Raw genomic sequence first — 25,376 nt, forward strand, 5'->3', positions numbered from 1 at the left:
CATGGACGATCTATTTTCATCGGATATACAACAAGCAGCCCCAAAAAAAGATATAGGTCAGCTAGTAGCTGTCTTTCTGAAACGTTGGAAACTGTTTCTAGGAAGTGTGATCCTAGCTTTAGTGCTGGCTTTTGTGTACATAAAGTATATAAGCACCCCTGTCTATAAAATAAGTAGTTCTATACTAATAAAAGAAGACGTAGCAGTACCTAACCTTACTACAATTGCAACATTCAATGGCTTGGTACAGCCGCCAGCGATGAGTAATCTTATTAACGTAATTACTCTCCTGCAATCAAGAGCTTTAATGACTCGTGTTGTAACAGAACTTGGCCTTACAACCAGCTATTTTGTGCAAGATGGTATAAAAAACTGGGAAATTTATGGTAGAGATGTTCCAATAAAAGTTATCGTTAGCAAATTAGACTCGACAATGTCTGATCAGGACTTTACATTAGAAGTAAAGTCGGGAAATACATTTTTATTAACAGATTTTAATGGCGATGCCGCTACATATAAATTTGGCGAACAAATAAATAAACCCTACGGAACATTTACCGTTGTTACAACACCGGCATTTACAAAAAATTATTCGCAGCTACCAATTACATTCAATCTTCGTACTTTACCTGAAGTAGTCGATTCATATAGTAAAGCCCTCACTATTTTACCAGTATCGGATAAAGCAAGCGTATTGGTTGTAGCCATTACAAGTCCTGTACCATTGAAAGGGGTCGAAATTATTAGTAAATTACTAGAGCTATACGGCAAAGATTCATTTGAAATAAAAAAGCGGTCGGTAAATAATACAATTGCTTTTTTAGATGATCGCCTGAAATACATAACAGGTTTATTGTCGGGCGTTGAACAAAAGGTCGAAGAATATAAAAGACGTAATGAACTAACCGACGTAAGCTCTCAGGCAACTGAATACATTACTCAAGCGAACGCCAATGCTACCAGTATATCAGAATGGGCTATACAAATTGATATACTCGAATCACTTGAAAATTATTTGAATCAGACTCCAGGACAGTATCAGTTAGTTCCAAGTACGTTAGGGATACAAGACCCAACGTTAATGAATTTGATTACCAAGTTCAATGAGTTGGCGCTGGAGAAAGAACGCATGTTACGTACCATAAAAGCAAACAGTCCTCTGGTCAAAAATATCAATGATCAATTAGCCAATCTGCGACTCAATATTCTGGAGAATTTACGGAATATTAAAAATAGCCTGACAATAAAAAGTGACAACTATAAAGCAAATGCGGATAGATTCAGATCAAAAATAAGTAAGGTTCCGTCAATGGAACGTGACCTTCTGGAAATAAGCCGTCAGCAAGCTATTAAGCAAAATATATACGCTTATCTTTTACAAAAGCGGGAAGAATCAACTATTGCAAAAGCAGCGCTTGTACCTGATTCAGAAATTATTGATCCGGCAAGAGCGGATGGTCTACCTGTTAGCCCAAATATTCTAGTAGTACTAATAATTGCTGTATTAGCCGGTCTTTTTGTACCTGCTGGCTATATTTACAGGAAAGAATTTCTAAGCGATAAAGTCCGAAGCAAAGACGATATTCTGGCAGGAACACCTATTCCTGTTTTAGCTGAAATTTCCCGTAGTTATGAAGGACCAGTTGTTTTTGATACTGATAACGCAGCTCCGCTAATTGAACAATTTAGGCATATCCGGGCAAAATTACTTTTTGCTGAAGATAATAACCCCGGTAAGATCTATATGATAACGTCTGCCCAAAGCGGTGAGGGTAAAACGTTTTTTAGTACGAACCTGGCTTTAAGCTTACACCAGGCCGGCAAAAAAGTAATACTGCTTGAATTGGATCTTAGAAATCCGAGTTTTTCAGATGTTTTAAGCCTATCCAATTCTGTAGGCTTAACTGACTATCTTACATCAGATAAAATTACGTTAGGCGACATACTTCAGTTTTCGGACAAAACGCCTAATATGCCAATATTAACTGCTGGTTCTTCCGTAAATAATTCGGCAGAGCTTTTAATGTCTCCAAAATTTGGCTACTTGATTGAGGAATTAAAATCAAGCTTCGACTTCATCGTAATTGATACATCACCAATTGGTCAGGTTGCCGACATATTCAGTCTTAACCCACTTGTCGATAAAACCATATTTTTAATGCGGTATAATTATTCACAAAAGCAAGATGTAGCGGTAGTCGATGAGTTATATAAAAGTAAAATGACCATAAACCCTGTTATCGTTTTCAACGATATTCAAACAGAAGAAGATAAGAAAAAAGGCAAGAAGAAATCAAAAGCTCGTTCGAAAAAGAAGAACGCATATAGCTAAACATGCGATTTTATAGTAAAATTAAGTTTAATGAGAGCGATTGTTCAGAGGGTGTATGCTAATCCAGCTTATTCAAAAGTTTTTGAATGGGGAAAACTTGTAACTATAACAGCTTCAGCCCAGGTTATTGTACAAGCAACTAGCTTTATCAGTGGTATACTTGTAGTCAGAACGCTTCCTACCGAAGAATATGCGCTTTATACATTAGCGAATACTATGCTTGGTACGATTACCCTTCTAGCAGATGGAGGAATTAGTACGGGGGTGATGGCCGAAGGACGAAAAGTGTGGCAAAATCCGGAGAAACTAGGCAAAGTGCTTGTAACAGGGCTTAATTTAAGGAAGAAGCTGGCGATAATTAGCTTGTTAGTATTTACACCCTTATTACTGTTTTTACTGCGCCATCATCATGCGAGTTGGCAAACATCCATATTAATTATTTTATCGCTCATACCTGCCTTTTTCACAACATTATCCGGGTCGTTGTTACAGGTTCCTCCAAAGCTTCATCAGGATATTTTACCCTTGCAAAAAAATCAAATATGGGCCAATATTTTAAGATTAGTTGTGTTGGTTCTGACAATTTTAGTTTTCCCATGGGCATTCATTGCCATTCTAGCTTCAGGTATACCACTAGTATGGACCAATCTAAAACTTAAAAAATTATCCAAACAATATGTTGATTGGCAACAAAATATTGACCCAGAAATACAAAAAGAAATTTTTTCCTTTGTAAAAAATATTTTACCCTTATCAATTTACTATTGCATTTCTGGTCAAATATCCATTTGGCTTATATCTTTTTTCGGTTCAACGACTTCAGTAGCCCAAGTAGGAGCCATTAGTCGATTATCGATGTTATTAACTTTATTTAATGTATTAATTAATACATTAATTACTCCGCGCTTTGCGCGTTTGTCAGATAATGTACAGCTTGTGCTTACCAGATATTTGCAAATTATACTTGGTTTAGTAATCATATGTTCAGCAATAATTGGTTTAGTATGGTTATTTCCATCAGAAGTTCTTTGGTTACTGGGCAATAAGTACTCAAATATTCAGGATGAGATCATTATTAGTGTTGCAGCAAGTTGTTTAGGATTAATTTCTGGAATTACTTTTAGTCTTTATACAAGTAGAAGTTGGAAAATTAACCCTGTAATCGCTATTAGCATAAACGTATGTGCAACAATAATAGCCGCAACTTTACTTGACATTTCTACCCTTAAAGGAATACTTATATTTAATGTTTTAATTGCATTAGTTCAGGTAGTGATGAACACAATATATATCACGAATAAAATATTTAGTATTCCTAAAATAACTAATAATTAAATTCCACATCACTTAAAGAAATAATTACAGTAATATTACGTAATGAAACTTAACGCATTCAGAATAGATGCAATTGTTTTATAAGATATTTTTTAAATTAGAAAAGTTAATAAATAAAGAACGTAACCGGTTGCTAAAAGTGCGTTTGAAGCAGTGTGGCAACAATGTACGTATCGATAAAAACTGCCATATATTAGTTCCAGAAAGAATGGAAATAGGTGATAATACTTCAATTTCTTCCTTTACAACGATCTATGCAACATTTGGCGTTAAAATTGGAAAAAATTGTCTTATATCAAGTAACTGCGGAATCTCTTCTTACAACCATATTCAACATTCGTTAAATAGACCTGATGACAAAGATAAGGATGTACAGTTTTCAAAACCTGTAGATATAGGAGATAATGTTTGGATTGGCATGAACTCATGCATCTTACCTGGTGTTCAAATTGGAAATAATTCGATAATTGGTTCAGGAAGCGTAGTGACAAAAAATGTACCTTCGAACGAGATTTGGGTTGGCAATCCGGCGCGATTTATTAAAAAACTTGATTTATAATTTCATTAGCAATGTTCTTATCTATAATCATACCAACGTGTAATCGTAATGATTTACTTAGTCAATGTTTGAACTGTTTGGCACCCAAATTTCAATCAATTGACCATTATATGTACGAAGTAATTATAACAGATGATAGTAAAAAATATGCGGCAAAAAGTCTGATTGAAGATAATTATAAATGGGCGACGTGGGTCAAAGGACCACAAAAAGGCCCAGCATCAAATAGAAACAACGGCGCTAGGCTCGCCAAAGGTAAATGGCTAGTTTTTTTAGATGACGATTGTTTACCACAAAGCAGTTGGATTGACGCTTATGTTAACGCAATTAACGCTAATGATGGCGTGTTTGTATTTGAAGGTAAAACCAATACGGATAGACCTAAGCAACGCTTTGACGAAGAGTCGCCTATAAATATTAATGGAAATAACCTGTGGTCCTGTAATTTCGCCATATTGAAGGACTTCTTTTGGCAACTAAATGGTTTTGATGAACTGTTTCCATATCCTGCTCTTGAAGACGTTGACTTCGCGACTAGAGTAAAAAAGAAAATCAATATACTCTTTGTCCCTCAAGCTCTAGTGATTCACCCTTGGAGACGAGTCAAGTTATTTAAAACTTTCAAAAAATATTTCAAATCACACATATATTACGCCAAAAAGTATAATGTAAAAGGCACTTTTAATTATAGAATGACTCGATTTAAAATTTTTCTTGGTAGTTCTTTTTATGATTTGAAAGAGTTAATCAATTTCTCCATGAAAGGCTGGCCAATTTATCTCGAAAAATGCTTTTTAAATTTTATGCTAATATTTATTTGATAACGGACCTGTTGAGTATATAGTTTTACAGTAATACTAAGCGTTGCCTGAAATATAAAATCTGATTTATGAATGCCCAATACTTTATAAACATTGGTCATCCTTATATGTGTACACACAAGGCAACTCGTTAGTTAGATTATCTTTATACAAGATTTTAAAGTATGAAAATTATTTTTCTCTGCGGTTCACTTGAACCCGGTCGGGATGGTGTGGGAGACTACGTAACGCGTCTTGCTGGAGAGTTAATCAAGCAGGGAAATCAAGTAGTTGCACTAGCGCTGAACGATAAATATATTGAAGAAGAACGAATCTGTATAAATGATGTTGAAACTAAACAGCTAAAACTAATTCGTTTGCCTGCTACGTGGGAAGCAAATCAGCGGTTTGCTAAAGCTCAAGAAATTATTCATGGATTTCAGCCAGAATGGATAAGTCTTCAATTTGTGCCATTTTCTTTCCATAATAAAGGTATTGTTATTGGCTTGGATAAATACCTTCTTCAGTTAGGAAATACGTATCGTTGGCATATTATGTTTCATGAATTATGGGTTGGTGTAAATCAATCAAATACTATTAGGCAATTTATATTAGGTCAGACTCAAAAAGTTTTTATAAAACGATTAATCAAACGTTTACATCCAACATGCATCACCACCAGTATTCCACTCTATAAAAAAACTATTTCAGGAACAAATGTTTCGCTTTTGCCCCTGTTTGGAAATATTCCAATTCTTCAGAATCAGGTATCAGCTGATAAGCTGGGGAACGATAAATTTCCAATTACTGTAGTGCATTTTGGTAGTTTCACCAGCCACATTGAAGAATTTACAGCTCAGATTAAGTGGATTCAAACTGTAGCCAACTCAAGAGATCAACAGGTTAATTTTCTTGCTATTGGCGAAGGTGGACCTTTTAAAGCGACTGCGCTACTTATTGTCGAAAGTATTCTGGGTGCCAATAGTATCAATGATTTAGGCCGGCGATCGTTTACAGAGGTTTCTGAGTTTTTTTCAAAAGCTGACTTGGGTATTTCTCGCGCTGACTATGAAATGTATGGGAAGAGTGGTTCCACATTAGCCATGCTCGAACATGGACTCCCGGTTCTTTTACGCGGACAGGGTCCATCAGACGTGGAAGACTATTTAGAAAACAATTTATTTGATTACAGAACACAGGTATTTTTTTGTGACGATGACATCAATGAAATTCCTGTTAAACGATCATCAAATAAAAATAGCCTGACAACTATTGCTTCGCTTTTTACTCAAACGCTTGAAAGAGTGCAATAAACTTTAATAAGTAATGCCATGAATTATTTTTATCAAATTGAAGGAGCGCTTAGAAATAACATCGGCGATGTACTTCAGGGAATTGTTGCTAAAGCTTTTCTTCATAAAAACGTATCAGTAGCCGACAGAGAATCTTTGGCGGATCTTGATAAATCTGAACCGGGCCTTCTGATCGCCAACGGGTGGTACATGCATTCTTTTGAAAAATTTCCACCTCCGGCAAATATCAATCCTATATACGTATCTGTGCATATCGCCCAGTCGAAACTACTGGCAGACCCCTTGGTTCGAGAGCATTTCAAACAGCACTCTCCCATCGGATGTCGGGACACTAAAACACTGGAATTATTTCTGGGCTGGGGAATTCCAGCTTATTACTCAAGTTGCTTAACCATCACCTCAAAGCGGAAACCTGTTGATGAATCCAAAAAAGGGGAAGTTTTATTGGTAGATAACATAGATCACCCGATTCCTGAAGAGATAAAATCTAAGTTAGAAAGTTTATTAGGTACGTCCTTCACCCGGATTTCTCACGATCCACCAAATACCGACAGCGATCTTAAATACTATGCAGAATCTTCCGAAAAACATATGGAAGATTTACTGACTCGTTATTGCAATGCTTCACTGGTAGTAACAACAAAAATTCACTGTGCTTTGCCTTGCCTGGGCATGGGCGCGAACGTATTACTGGTACACCCAAATCCGGCCGATCCACGGTTGGCAACGGTTCGCGAATTTATTGATATTGTTTCATATAAAGACGTACTAGCAGGGAAACTTGATATGCCTACAGTAAACCAGGAGCGCCTTGAAAAACGCAAAAAATTCCTGACCGAACTGGTTGAGAAATCTGTGTCGAAAGGATATAACGCACTCAGTAAACCTGATAATTTTCAGTATCGCTTAATTAAGTTCCGTAGTATCCTTAACTCTTACATTTACAGAGCTGGTATCATAACTTTTTACAGACTCGGAATAATGAAAGATAAAATTGAGAAGGTCTACGGATCTGGCTTTTAAAACCAATAAAAATGCCACGGGTATTATTATACGTAACGCAGCTTCTGGAAACTGGCGGTATTGAGAGCCATGTGATAGAATTTTGTGAAAAGATGTCGGGCTCTGGTGTAAAGGTTGATTTAGTCGTTTCAAACTTTCAGATGAAAGCGGGAAATGAAAATCGATTGAGACAGAGCTGTGATACTTTATACCTTCATCGCGGCAAAAGCAGGTTATCAAGTACGTTGTTTCTGGTAAATGCTGCCCTTCGGTCTAACTTAAAAAAATACGATGCTCTGTATACAAACGGGCAGGGCAATAGCATCTGGCTTCTGGCAAATTTATTCCGAAGCCGCAACATTTGGGTACATCACCACCATACCGCCGGCGATTCGTCTGATCAGGCAACATGGAGCGAAAATTATATTCTGTCGCTAAAAAAAGCCGATAAAGTTGTAGCCTGCTCAACCCTGAACGCGTCAAGCATTGCAACTGTTCTGGGACGCACAATTGACAGCATTCCCTGCTTTTCGCGGAAAATAAATACACAGCAAAAAATTTCTCAGTTATTAAATAAAGTTTCTTTCGGTTATTACGGTCGGTTGATTCCTGAAAAAGGAATTGATACGCTTTGCAAACTGAGTGAAGATTCTGATTTAAGTGGAGCCGATTTTCATATCTGGGGAGAAGGTCCCGCTTATCCGCCTTCGTTCTTTGAGCAGTTTTCGAAAGTACACTATCACGGGGCTTTCAATGGTCTTCAGGAATTAACTAATGTAATCAATTCGCTGGATGCTTTTTTGCTTTTGTCGGTCCATCCTGAAGGCTTACCCATTAGCCTGCTGGAAGCTATGAGTGCTGGCTTACCCTGGTTAGCCACTGATCAGGGAGGTATTCCGGATATTGCGCTCGACGCAAACTCTACTCGCATGATCTCTTCGGCTTCTCCGTATCAGGATATAAAAAATGCGGTTGTATCGTTTGCCAACGATTTAAAAGCGGGTCGTATTTCCAGAACCACCCAGATTGATCTATACACAAAAAAGTTTTCATCGCCAGTACTGGTTACCCAATGGAAGGAGATTCTGGAGTTGCAGGCCTGAAACACGCTAAAAATAAAGTTTAACTAACAGTTTCCTTTGTCTGAAATGGTATCATTATATCACCCGATGGGTAATGCAAATGTTCGTGCAGCGGGTGTAGGTCTTGCTAAAGCTGAGCTATTGGCTGACTTCACGACTGCCATTGCCTGTTTTCCAGGTGACATGATCGACCGTCTCAGTAGTATACGTGTTTTTTCTGAACTAGGCCGTCGTCGTTTTGATCCGTATCTCAGGCCTGTAACGCAAACTTGGCCTTGGTATGAAATTGCTCGATTGATAGCGCTACGTGCCGGTTTTCAAAATTTAACTAAACACGAAACTGGTCCATTTTCGGTTGATGCTGTTTTTCATAACCTCGACAAACGGATTGCGACAAGTTTAAAATCAGCGGTCAGGGATGGGGTCAAGGCGGTGTATGCTTACGAAGACGGAGCTGAGTATTCATTTCGCGAAGCAAAACGCCTAGGTATTCAATGCTTGTATGATCTGCCAATCGGCTACTGGCGGTCAGCTCGTGAGCTTTTGGAGGCTGAGCGTGAGTTACGACCAGCCTGGGCCCCTACCCTAACTGGGTTTCGCGATTCAGAAAGCAAGTTGGCTCGTAAAGACGAAGAACTGCGCTTAGCTGACCGAATTTTTGTGGCAAGTCAGTTTACAGCTAAAACGCTTCAGCGCTTTCCGGGCCAGTTAGCACCTATTGAAGTTATTCCTTATGGTTTTCCTCCTATAGCTTCTACCCGTGAGTACTCGAATAACATCGGAAAACGCCCCATAAAACTATTATTTGTTGGCGGTTTATCGCAACGTAAAGGAATTGCCAATCTTTTCGATGCCGTTGAGCAATTAGGAAATCATGTAACACTAACCGTTGTCGGCCGAAAAGCAAGCAATGAATGTCCGGCATTGGATGCTGCTCTGACCAGGCATAACTGGATTCCCAGCTTGCCTCATTCCGAAGTGCTTAAGCTAATGCAACAACACGATGTCCTTGTTTTTCCATCCTTGTTTGAAGGTTTTGGCCTGGTTATAACAGAAGCTATGTCACAAGGCACGCCAGTAATTACAACAGACCGAACCGTTGGACCTGATTTAATAAAACATGGCCAGAACGGATGGCTTGTTGAAGCAGGCTCAACTCTAAATTTGAAAGAAACTATTGAAGAAATTATCGACAATCCTGCTGTAATTTCGGAAGTAGGTACAAATGCTATGCATACAGCACGAAATAGACCCTGGGATGTATATGGACTGGAGTTAGCAGCAGCAATAAAACGAGCGATCAACTGATCAATTATACGATTTAAGTTTGTATGATTACTTATAAAATACCTAAAAATAAATAAACAGATTTATAGTAGATGACACTTAGAATGATATAGTTACATACGAACAGGTGCTATTTGGTTTTTACGATAAAAAATCGTAAATAGGCATAAAATCTATTCTAGTGGCATTTCTAATAATAGCAGATGATAAATGTTTTAAATGGTATATAATCATAAAATATATTCAGAGCAAATAAAGCCTATGCAATTCACTCATAGTGCTGTGGTCTACTCAACAAAACTTAACAATACCTAAAATAAATGTTATAATACCCAGATACCTGTTACTGCAAACCTTCAACGGTTATTAATAGGATTTAAAGTCAGTCAACGTTATTTTGATGCTGTCTCCCGTCGTTCATAATAAACATTACTATGAAATTTGTTTGTACGCTTTTTATTGCATGTTGCCTAACAAATGCCGCCATTTCTCAATCTATATTAAGACCTACCATTGATATAGATGTTCGTAGTGGTGCTTTTACTACCTCACTCCCATTTGATGAACCATTTAATATTCGCGGAGAATTAGCTTATTCTACAAGAAGAGTCATTCTTAAATATGGTCCTGTTGACGTAGAAAAAGAAAGAAAATATTTTGCTACTGCAAAGGCATATGGAAAATCGGCAAAAAACAATGCTGATGTTGAGCAGCTAAGGGAGTATTTTGTAAAGACCGGCGAAACGGAATTCCTGTTTTCTGAAATTGGCCCGCTACGGCCAAATCTTGCCTATAAATTCAATTTTCTCACACTTGCTAAAAATACCATCTCCGATAATGAGTTAGTGTTTTTGAAGCAGGAACTCGATAAAAAAATAACGAATACATTCTCATCAAATAAGCCGTTAAATCTCCAAAATATGGCTGACATGTTTGATGAGTTATTAACCATGTCATCTGAAATTACACATGAAGATAATTTCGTTGACGCCAAAAGTGAGCCATTCAAAATTGATACGTATAAGAAATCGCTTAATTTCTTTTCGTACAGATTGCTGGATACATACAGTGAGATCAGCGCTAACAAAGGGAAAATTTTAAGCATATTGGATTCCACTGGAAGTAATAGTTTATATAACGGTTACCAACAAATTACGCCAAAATTAATCGCGATAAACTCAGGATCGATTCCTCTGTCAGATTATTCGAAGCAAGTCTTAACGACAGCTGCTACCGGAAATGCCAGACAGGCAATTTCATTGCTTCAATCAACGCTATCTAACAAGGCTGAATTTAAGCAAATGTTGTTGAGCGGAGCATACACATCCTCGGCTGTTCCTGATAGTTCAACAATTAATACTCTGCAAAATCTGCTTAACATACTTAACGCTTTCAGCCTGAATGAATTCACGAAAACTGACAGAAGTAAAGTTTTTACTTTTGATGATATTAATGCGATCAATAACATTTCATCGTCGATAAACTCAATATTGAATTACCAAACGCAACTAGCCAGAGCAAATCTAAATTTATTATCATTGAAAGCTGCGTTAGCCGACGTAGTTATTCACGCTTATAGAGAAGAAAGTTATATCCTGTCTAGTGCAGCTGAAGTGACGGTTATACCTAAAGCTAATCCCTACGTTTCTTTTGATTTAGGTGCAGGTATAAATTATAATCCTTACAAAAACTCAGAAGGGAGAATAGGAAACAACACTTATTTTTCGATCAATGAGGGGGTGAATATTTATTTTAGCCCTGTCAATAAGAAAGTTCCTCTTAGTACGTTTAAATGGCCATATAATTTCTATAAATCATTTAACATTCATGTTGGTCTTGCCCAATTTTTAGGAGGATATAGCACTTATCGTTTTAGTAATTCGCTTGGGTGGATTGGCAACCTGGTAGCGGGCGTCGGTTTGCGATTCAATAACACTGCCAGAGTTGGTTTGAACGTAACATTTGTCAATCTAAAGAATATAAATCCGACTGTTAGCCAATCAGTCATAAAGCCAATGTTTGGGTTAGGCTTTTCATTTGATATAAATGCACCCAGTCTTTTTAATAAAAAAAATCGTGAATTAAAATAATTAAAGTCTTGGCACTGGTTATTTCATAATGAAAAACCGACTATTTGAAAAGTTCATGTAGTCTAAATTATTACAAAATATCGTATGTCGGTACCGACTAATAGATAGAGAGTATTTAAGTACGTCAATTTTACCATTATTATGCGGACTATTTTTAACTTATTGGTTGTAATTTCTGGCTTACTATTTCTACACTCTTGCAAAAGTTTAGAAGAAACTCCGCAACCTATTATACGCTTAAGTAGTAATGTTCCTGCTGGCGCTACTGCAGATGGCCGATCATCTTATAGATTTACAGCTAATGTAAGTGCATCAGTAAGTGATGAATACAACGTAATTACTTTCAGATCTTCAGGTGGCACTTTCGTAAGTTCTGATAGCTCATACATTCAGATGGTCAGAGTAAATGAAAAGGGAGAAGCTACGAGTGACTGGGTTGTACCGAATAAAGGAGGGGATTATTTTATATCCGCTTCGGTTGGAAGCGGAAGCAATCGATTCGAAGAGCGAATAAAAGTTGTTTTAAAAGACACTATTCCCGACACAATTCCTGTAATCCCCACCATACGAGACACCATTTTGATTTCCATTGCGGGTGCTGATAGTGTTAGGGCTGATAATGTATCGCTGCTGCGAATCAACCTCGCTTTAAAAAATCCACATATAACGCAATTGGTGGTATCAAATAACGTAGGATCATTAAGCGATGGAACGGCAACTGCAACTAGTGTTAAATCCTTAACTGTTCAGGTTGATCAAGCAGGTCAGGGTGAAGCTTTTTTGAAAATGTCGAACCAGGTAGAGCCCTATTTTATTCGAGCTAACCTGGTCAGCGACCCTACCGTATTTAAGTTGTATTCATTTACACCCCGCCGGGCATATGCCGATAAGATTTTTCTTGAAGCTGATAGTGTAATGGTTCAACCTAATTCTAAAACACCGGTTAACGCTTTCTTAGTAAGAAACGTGGGGTTGGTGAGCTTAGGCACTCCTATAGATTTTGAAGCCTATCAAGATTCCAGTGGTGTAAAAAAGCCCCTTTCTGTCCTTAATAATATTGCAAATAATCTGACTAATGCACAAGGTACAGCCTCGATAGTTTTTGTAGCTGATACCTTAATGATTGATAGGTCGAAGCCTGTTTTTATTAAAGCTTCGTCTTTAAACGACAGGGGACAGACAATATCAAAAGAAATATCGCTCCGGGTTAAAAATAGGTAATGACTACGTAGTATTTCGCTTATACATTTATTCGCGAACTGATATGGAAAATCTATACAGTGAAAAAATAGGCCATAGAAATAATTTTGATTTCTTAAGATTTGCTTTGGCTGTATCGGTAATCTTTACGCATGGCTATGTAATTTATTATGGCCAAATTGATCCTGAACCACTTTGGAAGCTTTCCAGGCATCAGCTAGGAGTTGGTACCCTTGCATTAAACTTCTTCTTTGTTATTAGCGGTTTTCTGGTGTTGCAAAGCTGGACCTATAGTAAAGGAGGGCTTGATTTTTTAAAGAAGAGAATTCTAAGAATTTACCCCGGCTTTGCCGTGGTGTGCTTATTAGGCGCTCTGGTATTCGCGCCTATGGGCAATGGTACGTGGGGTAACTTTTTCCCTAACCTCAAAGAGTACTGGATTGCTGTAGATTTTCATCAACTTGCCTATTCCGTGGCAAAGTTGATGCCCCCTGAACTTCCCGAAACCTTAAAAAAGGTCCCTTGTCCTAATGATATTAATACATCAATCTGGACCATTTGGTACGAGTTCATGTGCTATCTGGTCATACTAGGTGCTGGATTGCTGGGACTTTACAGAAGAAAATTTTTCCCGCTTGTTTTGTTTCTATTAGTTTATAGTTTAAATGTTTTCCATCACCAAGCTTACCAACACTATAACCAGGAAGGTATTTTCGATTGGCAGATAAGCTTTCTTGATGAGACAGAAACAGAACAACTTCTTAATTTCGAGCATTTTCTTAACTTCTTTCTGGCAGGTGCCTGCTTCTATTATTACCGGGAATATATACCAAGAACGCGATCGCTTATTGTACTCTCACTGGTTATTCTGGCCATCACACTACGATGGGTCAGAGTGTTTGAGCTTGCGCAGGTAATTTTTGGTTCATATCTGTTCTTTTGCCTGGCGTTCAGTAAAAAAATAAAGCTGTATAATTTCGCTAAGTATGGTGATTTTTCATATGGTATTTATTTATACGGATGGCCCATTCAGCAACTTGTCTTTTTGTATTTCGGCAGTCGATTAAATGTTGCTGGTACGTTCTTTGTCTCCCTAGCATTTGTTTTTCCGTTTGCTGTTTTTAGCTGGCATATAATTGAAAAACAATTTTTACGGTTAAAAAACTTTAAGGTCAACTTTGACTTTGAAAAATATAAGCAACGTATACAGCCATTATACGACGAAAAAGCTGGCCATAAAAACAACTTTTATTTTTTAAGATGTTTGATGATAACTGCGGTGATTTTTACCCACAGCTACGTAATTTATTATCTTACATCTACTAATCCAGATGAAAGTGAGCCACTTGCAGCTCTATCGCTCGGTCAGTTAACAGTAGGATCGCCTGCACTTAATTTTTTCTTTGTCATCAGTGGTCTCTTAATTTCTCAAAGTTGGGTATACAGCAAAACCTGGATCGACTTTGTAGTCAGACGTATTTTGAGAGTTTTTCCAGCCTACATTGTAGTCTCGTTATTCTGTGTTTATGTTGTGGGGCCCCTAGGGCTGAAAGTACTCCCGTCGTTTCAGGAAATAACTGAATTCTGGTCTAAAACAAATATAGCTTCCGTCCTTTCTTCAGCATTAACCTTAGCATACCCACCAGTACCAGAGACGTTTATAACTCTTCCTGCTACAAATATTGTGAATGCTTCTCTCTGGTCAGTATTATATGAAGTATTCTATTATATGGTTATTATTATTCTTGGGCTTACAGGAGTATTAAAGAAGAAACCTATAATATTTTTCCTTTTCTTAGCTGTGTTCTTCATTAATATTCTCCATAAAAATATTTTTGAAGCGTACAATATGGGGAGAATTATGATTACGCTTGGATTCCTTATTTTCCCGAAGCCTATTTTGAAGATCTGCTTCAGTTTGAGCATTATTTTCACTACTTTATGGCAGGTGTGCTTTTCTTTACATTTAGAGAATACGTACCCCGCTCAAGAAAATTGATGATACTATCTATTGTAGTATTATTAATATCAATTCGTTGGTTTAGAGTATTCGAGCTTGTACAGCCAATTTTTGGTACTTATTTGCTATTGTATTTCGCTTACAGTAAAAAGATAAAACTTTCTGGGCTCGCGCGTTACGGTGATTATACATACGGTATGTATTTGTATAGTTGGCCGATTCAGCAGCTTGTATTACTATATTTTGGAAACTATTTAAGTAATCTAGGCACCTTTTTCGTCTCAATGGCAATCATAATTCCTATTGCGGCTCTAAGCTGGAATTTTATAGAAAAGCCATTCATGAAACTAAAAGACGCCCCGCCCAAACTCAAACCTGTTGTAGTTAAAACGTAAAGTGTTGAATTGTTATCAGGAGTAATTAACGATCAATCTATTTAAGCTTTGGTATAATCTGTATGAACCAACGTCTATTTCTCATCGGATTCCTAGCTTTAGTTCTGCTCTCTCTTTTTTATCTTCATAAAAAAAGATATACGCTAGCAGACATGCCATATAGTATTGATTCTACAACAGGTGGTATAGTATGTCAAAATACCGCAAAAGTACAAGGCGTAGACCAAGAACAATTATATAATCGTGCGAAGCACTTTTTAATCAGGAATTTTGTAAAAGGCAATGCCGCTATACAAATTGACGATAAAAATAATGGTGTATTGGTTGGCAAAGGAATTATAAGAGGACTGATGAGTGTAAAAACAGCCGGCATGGATTATGAAGCGCCCATCGAAATCCGCGTAAAAGGCGACAGTTACCAATACAAAATCTCAGATATGGCTGTCGTTAATACGGATAACGGCGGACGGTATGATATAAATCAAGATATACACGAGGCACGAGAAAATGCGATTCGACAAGGTAAAAAAGCTCCTACAAACATCGAGATGAGTCAGAGGCAATATGAGGAGCATATGATGAAATTGAAGCCGTTTACTGATCTAGCAGCTCAACTTAGAGATGCTATGCAAAAGCCAAATGAGAAAGAGTCTCTTTGAGCGTTACCCTTCTGTCAATATGTCTTCTATAGATAGAACACGTTAAAGCACTTGATTCTACTAACAAAAGACATATTAGTTTATTTTTACTTGAATTAATAAGCATATTTACAAGTAAAAAACCATAAATTTGATGTTGATTCTCGATCCATTTTATTTATCAAGAAGATAATCGAAGGAGAATTAAACCTCATGTTAATTAGCCTTTTGGGATTTACTGACGTGTACTTAAAATATGAACGTTGCCAATTCAATTGATTTTGAACAACCATTTAGTTTTTTTAAGACATGGGTTATTAAGTGCAAGAATGTTATATTTATACTTAGTAATAAATACTCATCGTTCCTAACCTTATATTTGTTTCATCAATATCCTGATCTACCTTCAACCAAGTGTTGTTTTATATTCACTAAATAGAAAACAATATACTTATGCCTAATGAATAAAATTCCCAAAAGTAACATTTATGTCTTTTTGGCAATTGTGTATATACAAGTTCATTTTCTATTTTAGTTTTAAGCTATTTGTCTGTACTACATCAAATAATACTTAAATGATATAAAAGGTATTTTTTGCAAATGATAAGTAGAGTTTGTTGTACGCATCGCACCATCGATGCTAAAGATGATGTTTGGAAAAATTGCTTATAATAATTTAACTCATACGTATACATAAGCAAATTATTAGAATGCGTTATATTTTAAGTTTTTAATTGCCGCTCAAGCATTTAAATACCATTTAGTAATCATTACTTGATCTGTATAGTATTTATGATCTGAATTAATCTTATTTTTATTTTTTAGCACAATTTATCTTTAAATGTAACTATAAGTCATTATCTGTAACTTTTATTCTTTTTTTAAGAAATATGACGCTTGGAAATACCATTAGTTCTTCTTTGCAGGTAAGTATGAAACCGGATGGACAATCAATGGAGCGTATTCCAATGTCAGCGCCAATTATTTCTCCTCTGCCTGAATCAATAAATCGACCTATCTGGTCAGTTATGATTCCCGTATATAACTGTTCTGAATTTCTTAAGGAAACCTTGAGATCAGTCCTCGTCCAGGATATGGGCATGGAGGAGATGCAGATTGAGGTAGTAGATGATGCCAGCACCGATGCCGACGTAGAAGCAATTGTAAATACATTAGGCATGGGTCGAGTCAGATATTTTCGCCAGCCATATAATGTTGGCAGTCTACGTAATTTCGAAACCTGTATTAATCGGGCTGAAGGGCAGTTTGTGCATTTGTTACATGGTGATGACCGGGTTAGGCCTGGTTTTTACACAAAGATCAACCAACTTTTTCAGCGTTTTCCCGAAGCAGGCGCTGCTTTTTGTCGGTGTGCCAATATTAATGAACGTAGTAAATTAACAGGAAGTCGACCGCCTGAAATGCGACGGGATGGTATTTTAACCGATTGGCTGTTACGTATTGCGGAAGTTCAGCGAATTCAATATGCCTGTATAGTTGTCAAACGTTCAGTATATGAGCATTTGGGAGCTTTTTATGGTGTAACGTATGGCGAAGACTGGGAAATGTGGGTACGTATAGCGAAGGATTATCCAACTGCTTATACGCCCCATATATTGGCTGAATACCGAGGACATGGTGATTCAATATCCAGCCAAAAACAACCGAGTGGACAGGCTTTGCAAGATTTGGGAATTGTAATAGACACTATTCATAATTATTTACCCGAAGACAAAAAAGATGAAATTACGTTCAAATCAAAAAAATATTATGCGCTGAATGGAATTATTGCCGCGTTCAAACGCTGGCAAAATACAGGAAACTTTATAAACTTATCCACGTCCATATTTTACGCTTCTAAATTATATTCTGGTCTTGATTTTTACGCCATTATTGTTAAGCTCTTTTTTAAAACCAGCCTAACTTATTTTTGGCCTCATTTAGCGGATAATAAAATGAAAGTTGCTTCTGCACATACAAATTGGGATTGGGAAATAACCCACCAGACTAAATGGAAAATTGTTGACCTTAAAGAACTATGGGCCTATCGCAATTTACTTGGAAGGCTTATTCGACGCGATTATTTGGTTAGCTATCAGCAAACCTTATTGGGCCCGCTTTGGACATTAGTACAGCCCATGCTAACTGTGGCAATGTACGTATTGGTTTTTGGTAAATTAATAGGGATTTCTACTGGCTCTACGCCACCAGCCTTGTTTTATCTAACGGGAACGATTTTATGGAGTCTGTTTAATGATATTTTCACAAGTGTTTCGGCTACGTTCACGGATAATGCTGACCTATTCAGTAAGGTCTATTTCCCTCGGTTAATTATGCCTATTACTGTGGTAGCAACCCAGTTGATTCGTTTACTTTTTCAGCTCTTTTTATTAGTATTAGCCCTATTTTACTTTTCTATTTTCAAAAATTTTAGCTTTCCTATTTCTTCTGATCTTATACTTTTTCCAATTGCACTATTAGGAATTATAAGTATTGCTTCAGGGTTGGGGTTAATTGTTGCTGTGGCTACTGCCAAGTACCGGGATTTGTCAAACTTAATTGTTCTGATAATGCGGATGCTGCTGTTTGTTACGCCCGTTTTTTATCCACTCGAAATTGTTTCAAAACGACTACAATGGGTGGTGGCACTTAATCCGCTGACTACATTATTTGAGCTATTTCGCTATTCTTTATTTGGTCAGGGAAGTTTCACCAATTTGCAGTTCCTGTATAGTTTCGGATGCGCGTTCAGCATATTATTATTTGGCGTACTTCTTTTTAATAAAAAGAAAGAAACCGTAATGGATACTATTTAATAAATTATGATATGAGTGAGGTAGTAATTCAGGTAGAAAATATTTCTAAATTATATCATTTAGGGGCAATAGGAACTGGTTCATTCAAAAAAGATCTTCAGCGGTGGTGGAATATATCCATCATGAAGAAAGATGATCCTTTTTTCAGGATGCAGATGATTCAGAAGATTTTACGGATACAGCATACACCCAAACAGAAGAAGAACCTGCTGAAGAAAAGACTAGCCGAACCCACATTTGGGCATTAAACCAGGTCAGTTTCGAAGTTAAACGGGGCGAAGTCTGGGGGATAGTTGGCGACAACGGTTCAGGAAAATCAACCTTACTTAAAATAATCTCGCGGATCATTCTCCCGACTCAGGGCGTTGTTCGGGGGAAAGGGAGAATCAGTAGTCTGCTGGAAGTAGGAGCCGGCTTTCATGATGAGCTTACTGGCCGGGAAAACATTTATCTGAGCGGGTATGTGCTAGGCATGAAACGGCATGAGATTCAAAAACGGTTTCATGAGATCGTTGAGTTTTCGGGGATTGAACCATTTATTGATACGCCTGTCAAACGCTATTCATCGGGTATGTATGTCCGGCTAGCGTTCGCCGTTGCGGCTCATCTGGATTCTGATATTCTACTTCTCGATGAGGTGCTTTCTGTAGGGGATGCTACCTTTCAAAAAAAGTGTTTAAGTAAAATACAGGAATTTGCCCAGCAGGAAGATCGTACGATCCTTTTTGTTAGTCACAATGCGCAAGCTGTAGCACACTTGTGTCAGCAGGCTGTATGGCTGAAACATGGACGGGTGAAAGCCATTGGTCCGGTCCAGAGTATCATCAATCAGTACCAGCCTGTGAATCAAACACAGTCTGTTAATCTGCGCCAGGTATGGGATAAACCCAAAGATGCACCTGGCAGCGATGCCGTACGTATTAAATCTGTTGAGCTGGTACCGCATTTAAAAGACTGGAAAGATCCTATTGATGTACGGACACCACTGACGATCAAGTTTCAGTTGTGGATCATGAAAGAAGGACTTCGGCTGCTGACTGGCCTTCATTTATTCTCAGCAAGTGGCGATGTCGTGCTGGATGTTATGTCTCCTTTTGCGGATTACGAAAAGGGGCTTATTGAAGGTGAATGTTCGATTCCAGGAAATTTTTTGAATGACGGCTCCTATTACATTTCGCTGATTATATACAGCGACAAATGGGAAGAGCTGTATTATCATCGCTCCGCTCTTACGTTTGAAGTCGACGATTATCGGGATAAAGAAATGGATTTTGAAGGCAAATGGATGGGAGCTATCCGCCCTGTGTCCTTACTACCCGTGCGTTTGATTCAACTTGAAGAAAAGGAGTTAATTACGCAACCTAAACCCCTCGTATAAACATATATAGTCTGTATTTATACACTCAGCATTCGAGAAAGTATACGCTATTGAAATTTATTCATCAGCATGGCTGAAGTAGAAGCGAATTCAATTTTAGTATCAGTTATCATAACTTGCTACAATCACGGGCGGTTTTTAAAAGAAGCTATTAATAGCGTTCTTCAGCAAACGTGGTCAGCCATCGAGATAGTTGTCGTTGACGATGGCTCTACGGATGATACCCGTGCCGTATCTGAAAGCTATCCGGATGTCGTTTATGTTTATCAGGTAAATCAGGGGCTTTCTGCTGCCCGCAACACAGGCGCAGCTCATAGTACAGGAAAATATCTGGTATTTTTAGATGCAGACGATTGGCTCTATCCTGATGGTATCGAGTTCAATGTCAACGAATTAGAAGAAAATCCAGAAGCTGTTTTTGTTTCGGGTGCCTACAGAATGGTTGATGTCAATAATACCATCCTGTACGGTGTGACGAGGGAAATTGATGAAGACCATTACTGCCGAATGCTTGAAAGCAATTATATCGGTATGCATGGTACCGTTATGTATCGGCGCTGGTTGTTTGATACGTACCAGTTTGATACGTCTCTAAGATCCTGTGAAGATTATGACCTTTATTTAAAAATAACCAGATCGTTTCCAGTTGTGCACCATACGCACCAGATAGCCGCGTACCGGATGCACACAACGAATATGTCGGGAAACATCCCGTTTATGCTCGACATGGCCTTACTGGCTCTGTCGAGACAGGAGCAGAATTTACGTACTAATGCTGAGAAACGGTCGTATCGAAAGGGCCAGCAATTCTGGCGCGCTTATTATGGCTGGGAGCTGCAGAAGCGTCTTCGATTCGATATGGATAGCCCTAAGATGGTCCCACGCGAATTGGCCAAACAATCACTAAGAAAACACCAACCTTACATCTATTATTATTCTTCCGGTATGCGTCAAGTTATAAATATTATAAAAAAAGTTGTTCCAACATTTGGGCAGCGCTGGCTCCATCAGGCAAAATTTTTCCCGAGTTTTATTCCTGAACCGGGCAAAGTACAAACTGGCGATTTCAGGCGTGTCAGACCTTTCAGCACTGAATTTGGGTATGATCGCGGTGGACCAGTGGACCGCTACTATATCGAAAACTTTTTGAAAAAAAATGAAGACCTCATCAAAGGCCGGGTTCTCGAAATAGGCGACAATGCCTATACAATGCAGTTTGGCGGAAGTCGGGTAGTACAAAGCGACGTATTGCACGTACACAGCGACAACCCCATGGCTACGTTTGTTGGCGATTTGAGTGATGCCCCACAAATTCCCAGCGATAGCTTCGACTGCATCGTGCTGACTCAAACCCTGCATTTGATTTATAACATGAAAGGGGCCATTGAAACCTGTTATCGTATCCTTAAACCCGGTGGTGTCTTGCTGCTGACCGTACCTGGTATCAGTCATATCGACCATGATGAGTGGAATGAAAACTGGTTGTGGGCGTTCACGGCCGGGTCGTTACGTCGGGTCTTATCCGAAGCGTTTCCGGTCAGCTACGTAGATATCAATACGTTTGGTAATGTATTTATTGCAACGGCTTTCCTATACGGAATGGGGCTATCGGAAGTAACCAAATATGAGTTAGACTGGATGGACCCACACTATCAGGTAATCATTACGGCAAAGGCCGTTAAACCGCAGGCATCTTGATCAAAAAGTGGCTAAATAAGGCTCGTCTGTTTTTCGAACCAAAAGCTGCGGTTCTGATGTACCATCGCGTTGATGACGTACTGTATGACCCCTGGCAATTGGCAGTAAGCCCAGTCCATTTTGAAGAACAGTTGCGAGTGCTAAAGCAGAACTATAACCCTGTTTCACTTACAGAACTGGGGCATTATCTGGCAACCCGCTCTATTCCTGATCGAAGCGTAGTGCTCACATTCGACGATGGCTATATCGACAATTTCAACCTGGCTAAACCACTGTTAGAGAAATATGAGATACCTGCTACGTTCTTTATAGCCACTCAAAACTGCGAAAAACAGCAACTTTTCTGGTGGGACGAATTACAGGACATCCTGTTTGAGACGGATGAATTACCATTGCAGTTAACGTTACCGATTGGATCTGATACTCTACATTTTGAATTAGCCGATGAGGCAATTTTAACCGATCAGATACGGGAAAATCAACGGGCGTGGATTGCCTTCGAAAGTGAACCTACAGTACGTTGTAACATTTATCTGGAACTCTGGAGCCGAATCAGGCCCCTACCCGACCCGGAGCAGCAGCAAATTCTAGCAACACTACGAAACTGGGCTAATAACACAAAAGACCCAATGACCCAACTGGTTTGCATGCGCCCGGAGCACATCAGCCAGTTGATAAGCAACCCCTTATTCAGCGTAGGTGCACATACTGTAACTCATCCCGCCTTGGCTGATCATCCGGCAGCGGTACAGGCTAATGAAATCAGTACGAGTAAGCTATATCTGGAAAAACTTACAGGCAATCATATTTCGCTATTTGCTTATCCTTACGGGCATTTTTCCAACGAAACCGTTGCCATTGCCGAAGATCAGAAATTTGCTGCCGCCGTTACTACGCAGGAAGGTTTAATTACAAAATATAGTCAACCCCTCCGCTTAAGCAGGTATCAGGTAAACAATTGGGGAGGTAATGAATTCAATACGCGACTTGCTGAATGGTTCGGCAATTAATTAGAACTTATGAAACCTGAACAAGCTCCTCTGGTATCCGTAATCGTTTGTTTTCTGAATGAAGAAACCTTTCTGGCAGAAACGGTAGAGAGCGTATTACGTCAGGAATTTACTGATTGGGAACTGCTACTGGTCGATGACGGCTCTACCGACAAGAGTAGTACGCTGGCCAGAGCGTATGTTGAGCAGCATCCGGATAAAATTTACTACGTTGAGCACCCCGACCATGCTAACAAAGGGCTTAGTGCCAGCCGTAATGCCGGTATACGTCAGGCGCGCGGTGAACTGCTGGCCCTATTGGACGCTGACGACGTATGGTTCCCCAACAAACTTACACAGCAGGTAGCCATCATGGAGCAGCATCCGGATGTAACCCTACTGATGGAGGCTTCAGAGTATTGGTACAACTGGAATAATCCTGAGAAATCCAATGTTTTCGAACTGATTGGTACCGAACAGGATCGAGTCTTTAATCCTCCCCAACTAATGCTTGACTTATACCCACTTGGGCAGGGAGCGGCACCCGTACCGAGCGGATTGATGATTCGAAAATCACTCTTAAACAACCAGTACTTCGAAGAGTCTTTCCGGGGTATTTATGCCATGTATGAAGATCAGGCTTTCCTGGCTAAAATGTATCTGAACGAAAAGGTTTATGTCTCCTCAGCCTGTACAAATCTTTATCGCCAGCGAATCGGTTCTTTAGTGCAGTCGGTGGAAGAAAGCGGTCAGTATCGGGAGGTTCGAAGCTATTTTTTAACCTGGCTGGAAAATTACCTGAGCACACAGCCCATTGTTGATAAACGGGTAAAAGACAGCTTACAGAAAGCTCAGGCTGCTTACCGGGCTAATCTGTTTCAACGAATCATGAAGAAATTATCATTCGAGTAAAAATCCAAAATCCCGTTAACTTATTTTTTTCAGTAAGCCGAAAAAGCTTTTGTATTTTTAACCGTTTATAAATCCTGATAGCCAATACATTAGATTTTACGTATTGATCAACTTTGCCTGACTTAATTGTTGATCGGTATCAATGCATAGTGAAAAAAAATACGGGTAATTAGTAGCCTAAATAATAGATAGTCTGTACACCTGACAGCCAGGAAACGTAATAAACTCTTTGGTAGCTGAGCTATAATTTCAATTTTTGTTTATCTACCTATCATAAAAAGTATGCTTATCAATACCCATCTCCCTCATATATGCAAAAGACTCAATCACGTCTATTATCCGGTATACCAAGCGTATACCTGGATACGCTTCGAATTGCCGCAGCACTCACAGTAGTGCTTGTACACGGACAGATCCTCCTGTATCACAATGCTGATCCCCTGCATGTTGGTTACGATATCAGCCATGCCGCTGTTATTGTCTTTTTTGCACTTAGTGGCTTTGTAATTGCCCACACAACCAGCACCAATAACCGAGGTCAAAAACAATACGCGCAGGCAAGGCTCAGTCGCTTGTATTCTGTAGTGCTTCCAGCACTGGTTTTAACTGCCCTTATTCAGGGATTCGTCCACGCCGTTAATCCTGAACTCTCGAGTGAATTTTCCCGTGGGGCTTCATGGCCTCGCTATATACTATCCGCTACGTTCACAAACGAGCTTTGGTGGATTTCGGCGGGCCCTATGATCAATGGCGTTGTCTGGTCACTCAGTTACGAGTTCTGGTATTACGTAATATTTGGCCTGTGGATTTATCGAAGCGGAAAATGGGGAATCTTATTTCCCTTACTGGCCTGTATAGTTGCAGGACCCAAAATTCTACTGTTGATGCCTATTTGGGTTGCCGGTTGCCTGGCTTATCGCTTACCCCGACCTTCCATACCCAACTGGCTTGCCTGGGCACTCATGGCCGTTTCGTTAGGCTTAGGCTTTCTGTGTTTACACCTACCGGTTTACCCAGTCAAATCAGGAACTCCTCCACTTTTCTACTCCAGCCAATTTATCAGTGACTGGTTAATTGGTTTCTTCATTGCGCTGACCCTCTGGCTACTGCCCCAAGGTGATCAACAGGCGAAACAATCGACGTTTGTTAACGGCGTACGTACAATTGGCGACGTAACCTTCCCGCTATATATGCTTCACGTTCCCCTTATTGTACTGATGATTGCCCTGTTCGGCAGATCAATTAATTACGTGCTTCTAATAACAACAGTTATAACTACAGCTGCCTTGCTGGGCCTGTTCCTGGACAATCAGCGAAAGCACTGGGTTTCATTTTTCAAGTGGGTAATTAATGAATTAGCAACGGGTCTGAATACTACTAAGCTTCGGATTTTGTCTAAAATCTGACGATTTCCTGCATTAGTAACAGAGTACGTTCCCCACTCTGTAAAGAGCTAAAGTAATCTGGGAAAGCAAAAAGCCGACTAGGATAGCCAAATCCATATTGGGCTACATCCTAGTCGGCTTTTCTGTGATTCATCCGACTAACGACGTACCATAAACGCCAATGCATTGCGTCCTGCTTATATAT

At 39.0% G+C, this 25,376-nt stretch carries 19 protein-coding genes; all 19 read left to right on the forward strand.

Annotated features, from left to right (window positions below; translation table 11 throughout):
- Position 1: 1 nt before the first annotated feature.
- The 19 genes from LN737_RS22510 to LN737_RS22600 all read left to right on the forward strand — a co-directional run bounded on the left by LN737_RS22510 (position 2) and on the right by LN737_RS22600 (position 25,192).
- Entirely contained in the window at positions 2-2,332 is a 2,331-nt protein-coding gene (locus tag LN737_RS22510; protein ID WP_405512133.1) for a tyrosine-protein kinase family protein, read from the forward strand.
- A 30-nt stretch (positions 2,333-2,362) separates the two neighbouring features.
- Positions 2,363-3,667: a polysaccharide biosynthesis protein gene (locus LN737_RS22515; RefSeq protein ID WP_405512135.1), complete on the forward strand. Its 1,305-nt coding sequence runs from the start codon at positions 2,363-2,365 to the stop codon at positions 3,665-3,667.
- Between the two features lie 67 nt (positions 3,668-3,734).
- A complete protein-coding gene (locus tag LN737_RS22520) occupies positions 3,735-4,226 on the forward strand; it encodes an acyltransferase (RefSeq protein WP_405512137.1) in 492 nt (163 codons plus the stop codon).
- 11 nt (positions 4,227-4,237) lie between these two features.
- Entirely contained in the window at positions 4,238-5,047 is an 810-nt protein-coding gene (locus LN737_RS22525) for a glycosyltransferase family 2 protein (protein ID WP_405512139.1), read from the forward strand.
- Between the two features lie 164 nt (positions 5,048-5,211).
- Entirely contained in the window at positions 5,212-6,339 is a 1,128-nt protein-coding gene (locus LN737_RS22530; protein WP_405512141.1) for a hypothetical protein, read from the forward strand.
- Between the two features lie 18 nt (positions 6,340-6,357).
- Positions 6,358-7,362 carry a polysaccharide pyruvyl transferase family protein gene (locus tag LN737_RS22535; RefSeq protein ID WP_405512143.1) on the forward strand — a complete coding sequence of 335 codons (1,005 nt, stop codon included), beginning with the start codon at positions 6,358-6,360 and terminating at the stop codon, positions 7,360-7,362.
- 11 nt (positions 7,363-7,373) lie between these two features.
- Complete coding sequence (locus LN737_RS22540) at positions 7,374-8,444, forward strand: glycosyltransferase family 4 protein (RefSeq protein WP_405512145.1); 1,071 nt, start codon at positions 7,374-7,376, stop codon at positions 8,442-8,444.
- Between the two features lie 45 nt (positions 8,445-8,489).
- Positions 8,490-9,731, forward strand: a complete 1,242-nt coding sequence (locus LN737_RS22545) for a glycosyltransferase family 4 protein (protein WP_405520488.1) — start codon at positions 8,490-8,492, stop codon at positions 9,729-9,731.
- Positions 9,732-10,144: 413 nt separating this feature from the next.
- The gene (locus LN737_RS22550; protein ID WP_405512147.1) at positions 10,145-11,800 is read left to right on the forward strand and encodes a hypothetical protein; all 1,656 of its coding nucleotides are present in this window, start codon (positions 10,145-10,147) and stop codon (positions 11,798-11,800) included.
- Between the two features lie 141 nt (positions 11,801-11,941).
- Positions 11,942-13,021: a hypothetical protein gene (locus LN737_RS22555; protein WP_405512149.1), complete on the forward strand. Its 1,080-nt coding sequence runs from the start codon at positions 11,942-11,944 to the stop codon at positions 13,019-13,021.
- 43 nt (positions 13,022-13,064) lie between these two features.
- Positions 13,065-14,999 (forward strand): acyltransferase family protein, encoded by a 1,935-nt coding sequence (locus LN737_RS22560; protein WP_405512151.1) that lies wholly within the window; start codon positions 13,065-13,067, stop codon positions 14,997-14,999.
- 418 nt (positions 15,000-15,417) lie between these two features.
- Positions 15,418-16,014 (forward strand): DUF4468 domain-containing protein, encoded by a 597-nt coding sequence (locus LN737_RS22565; protein WP_405512153.1) that lies wholly within the window; start codon positions 15,418-15,420, stop codon positions 16,012-16,014.
- Positions 16,015-16,883: 869 nt separating this feature from the next.
- Positions 16,884-18,809, forward strand: coding sequence for a glycosyltransferase (locus tag LN737_RS22570; RefSeq protein WP_405512155.1), 1,926 nt, complete (start codon positions 16,884-16,886; stop codon positions 18,807-18,809).
- A gap of 11 nt (positions 18,810-18,820) precedes the next feature.
- Entirely contained in the window at positions 18,821-19,057 is a 237-nt protein-coding gene (locus LN737_RS22575) for a hypothetical protein (RefSeq protein ID WP_405512157.1), read from the forward strand.
- A 41-nt stretch (positions 19,058-19,098) separates the two neighbouring features.
- Entirely contained in the window at positions 19,099-20,187 is a 1,089-nt protein-coding gene (locus LN737_RS22580) for an ABC transporter ATP-binding protein (RefSeq protein WP_405520490.1), read from the forward strand.
- Positions 20,188-20,256: 69 nt separating this feature from the next.
- Positions 20,257-21,885, forward strand: a complete 1,629-nt coding sequence (locus LN737_RS22585; protein ID WP_405512159.1) for a glycosyltransferase — start codon at positions 20,257-20,259, stop codon at positions 21,883-21,885.
- A gap of 56 nt (positions 21,886-21,941) precedes the next feature.
- Positions 21,942-22,895 (forward strand): polysaccharide deacetylase family protein, encoded by a 954-nt coding sequence (locus LN737_RS22590; RefSeq protein WP_405512161.1) that lies wholly within the window; start codon positions 21,942-21,944, stop codon positions 22,893-22,895.
- Positions 22,896-22,904: 9 nt separating this feature from the next.
- On the forward strand, positions 22,905-23,786 hold the full coding sequence (locus LN737_RS22595) for a glycosyltransferase family A protein (RefSeq protein ID WP_405512163.1): 882 nt from the start codon (positions 22,905-22,907) through the stop codon (positions 23,784-23,786).
- 311 nt (positions 23,787-24,097) lie between these two features.
- On the forward strand, positions 24,098-25,192 hold the full coding sequence (locus LN737_RS22600) for an acyltransferase (protein WP_405512165.1): 1,095 nt from the start codon (positions 24,098-24,100) through the stop codon (positions 25,190-25,192).
- The last annotated feature ends 184 nt before the right edge of the window (positions 25,193-25,376 follow it).

Source organism: Spirosoma sp. KNUC1025 (assembly GCF_045160025.1).
Lineage (GTDB): Bacteria > Bacteroidota > Bacteroidia > Cytophagales > Spirosomataceae > Spirosoma.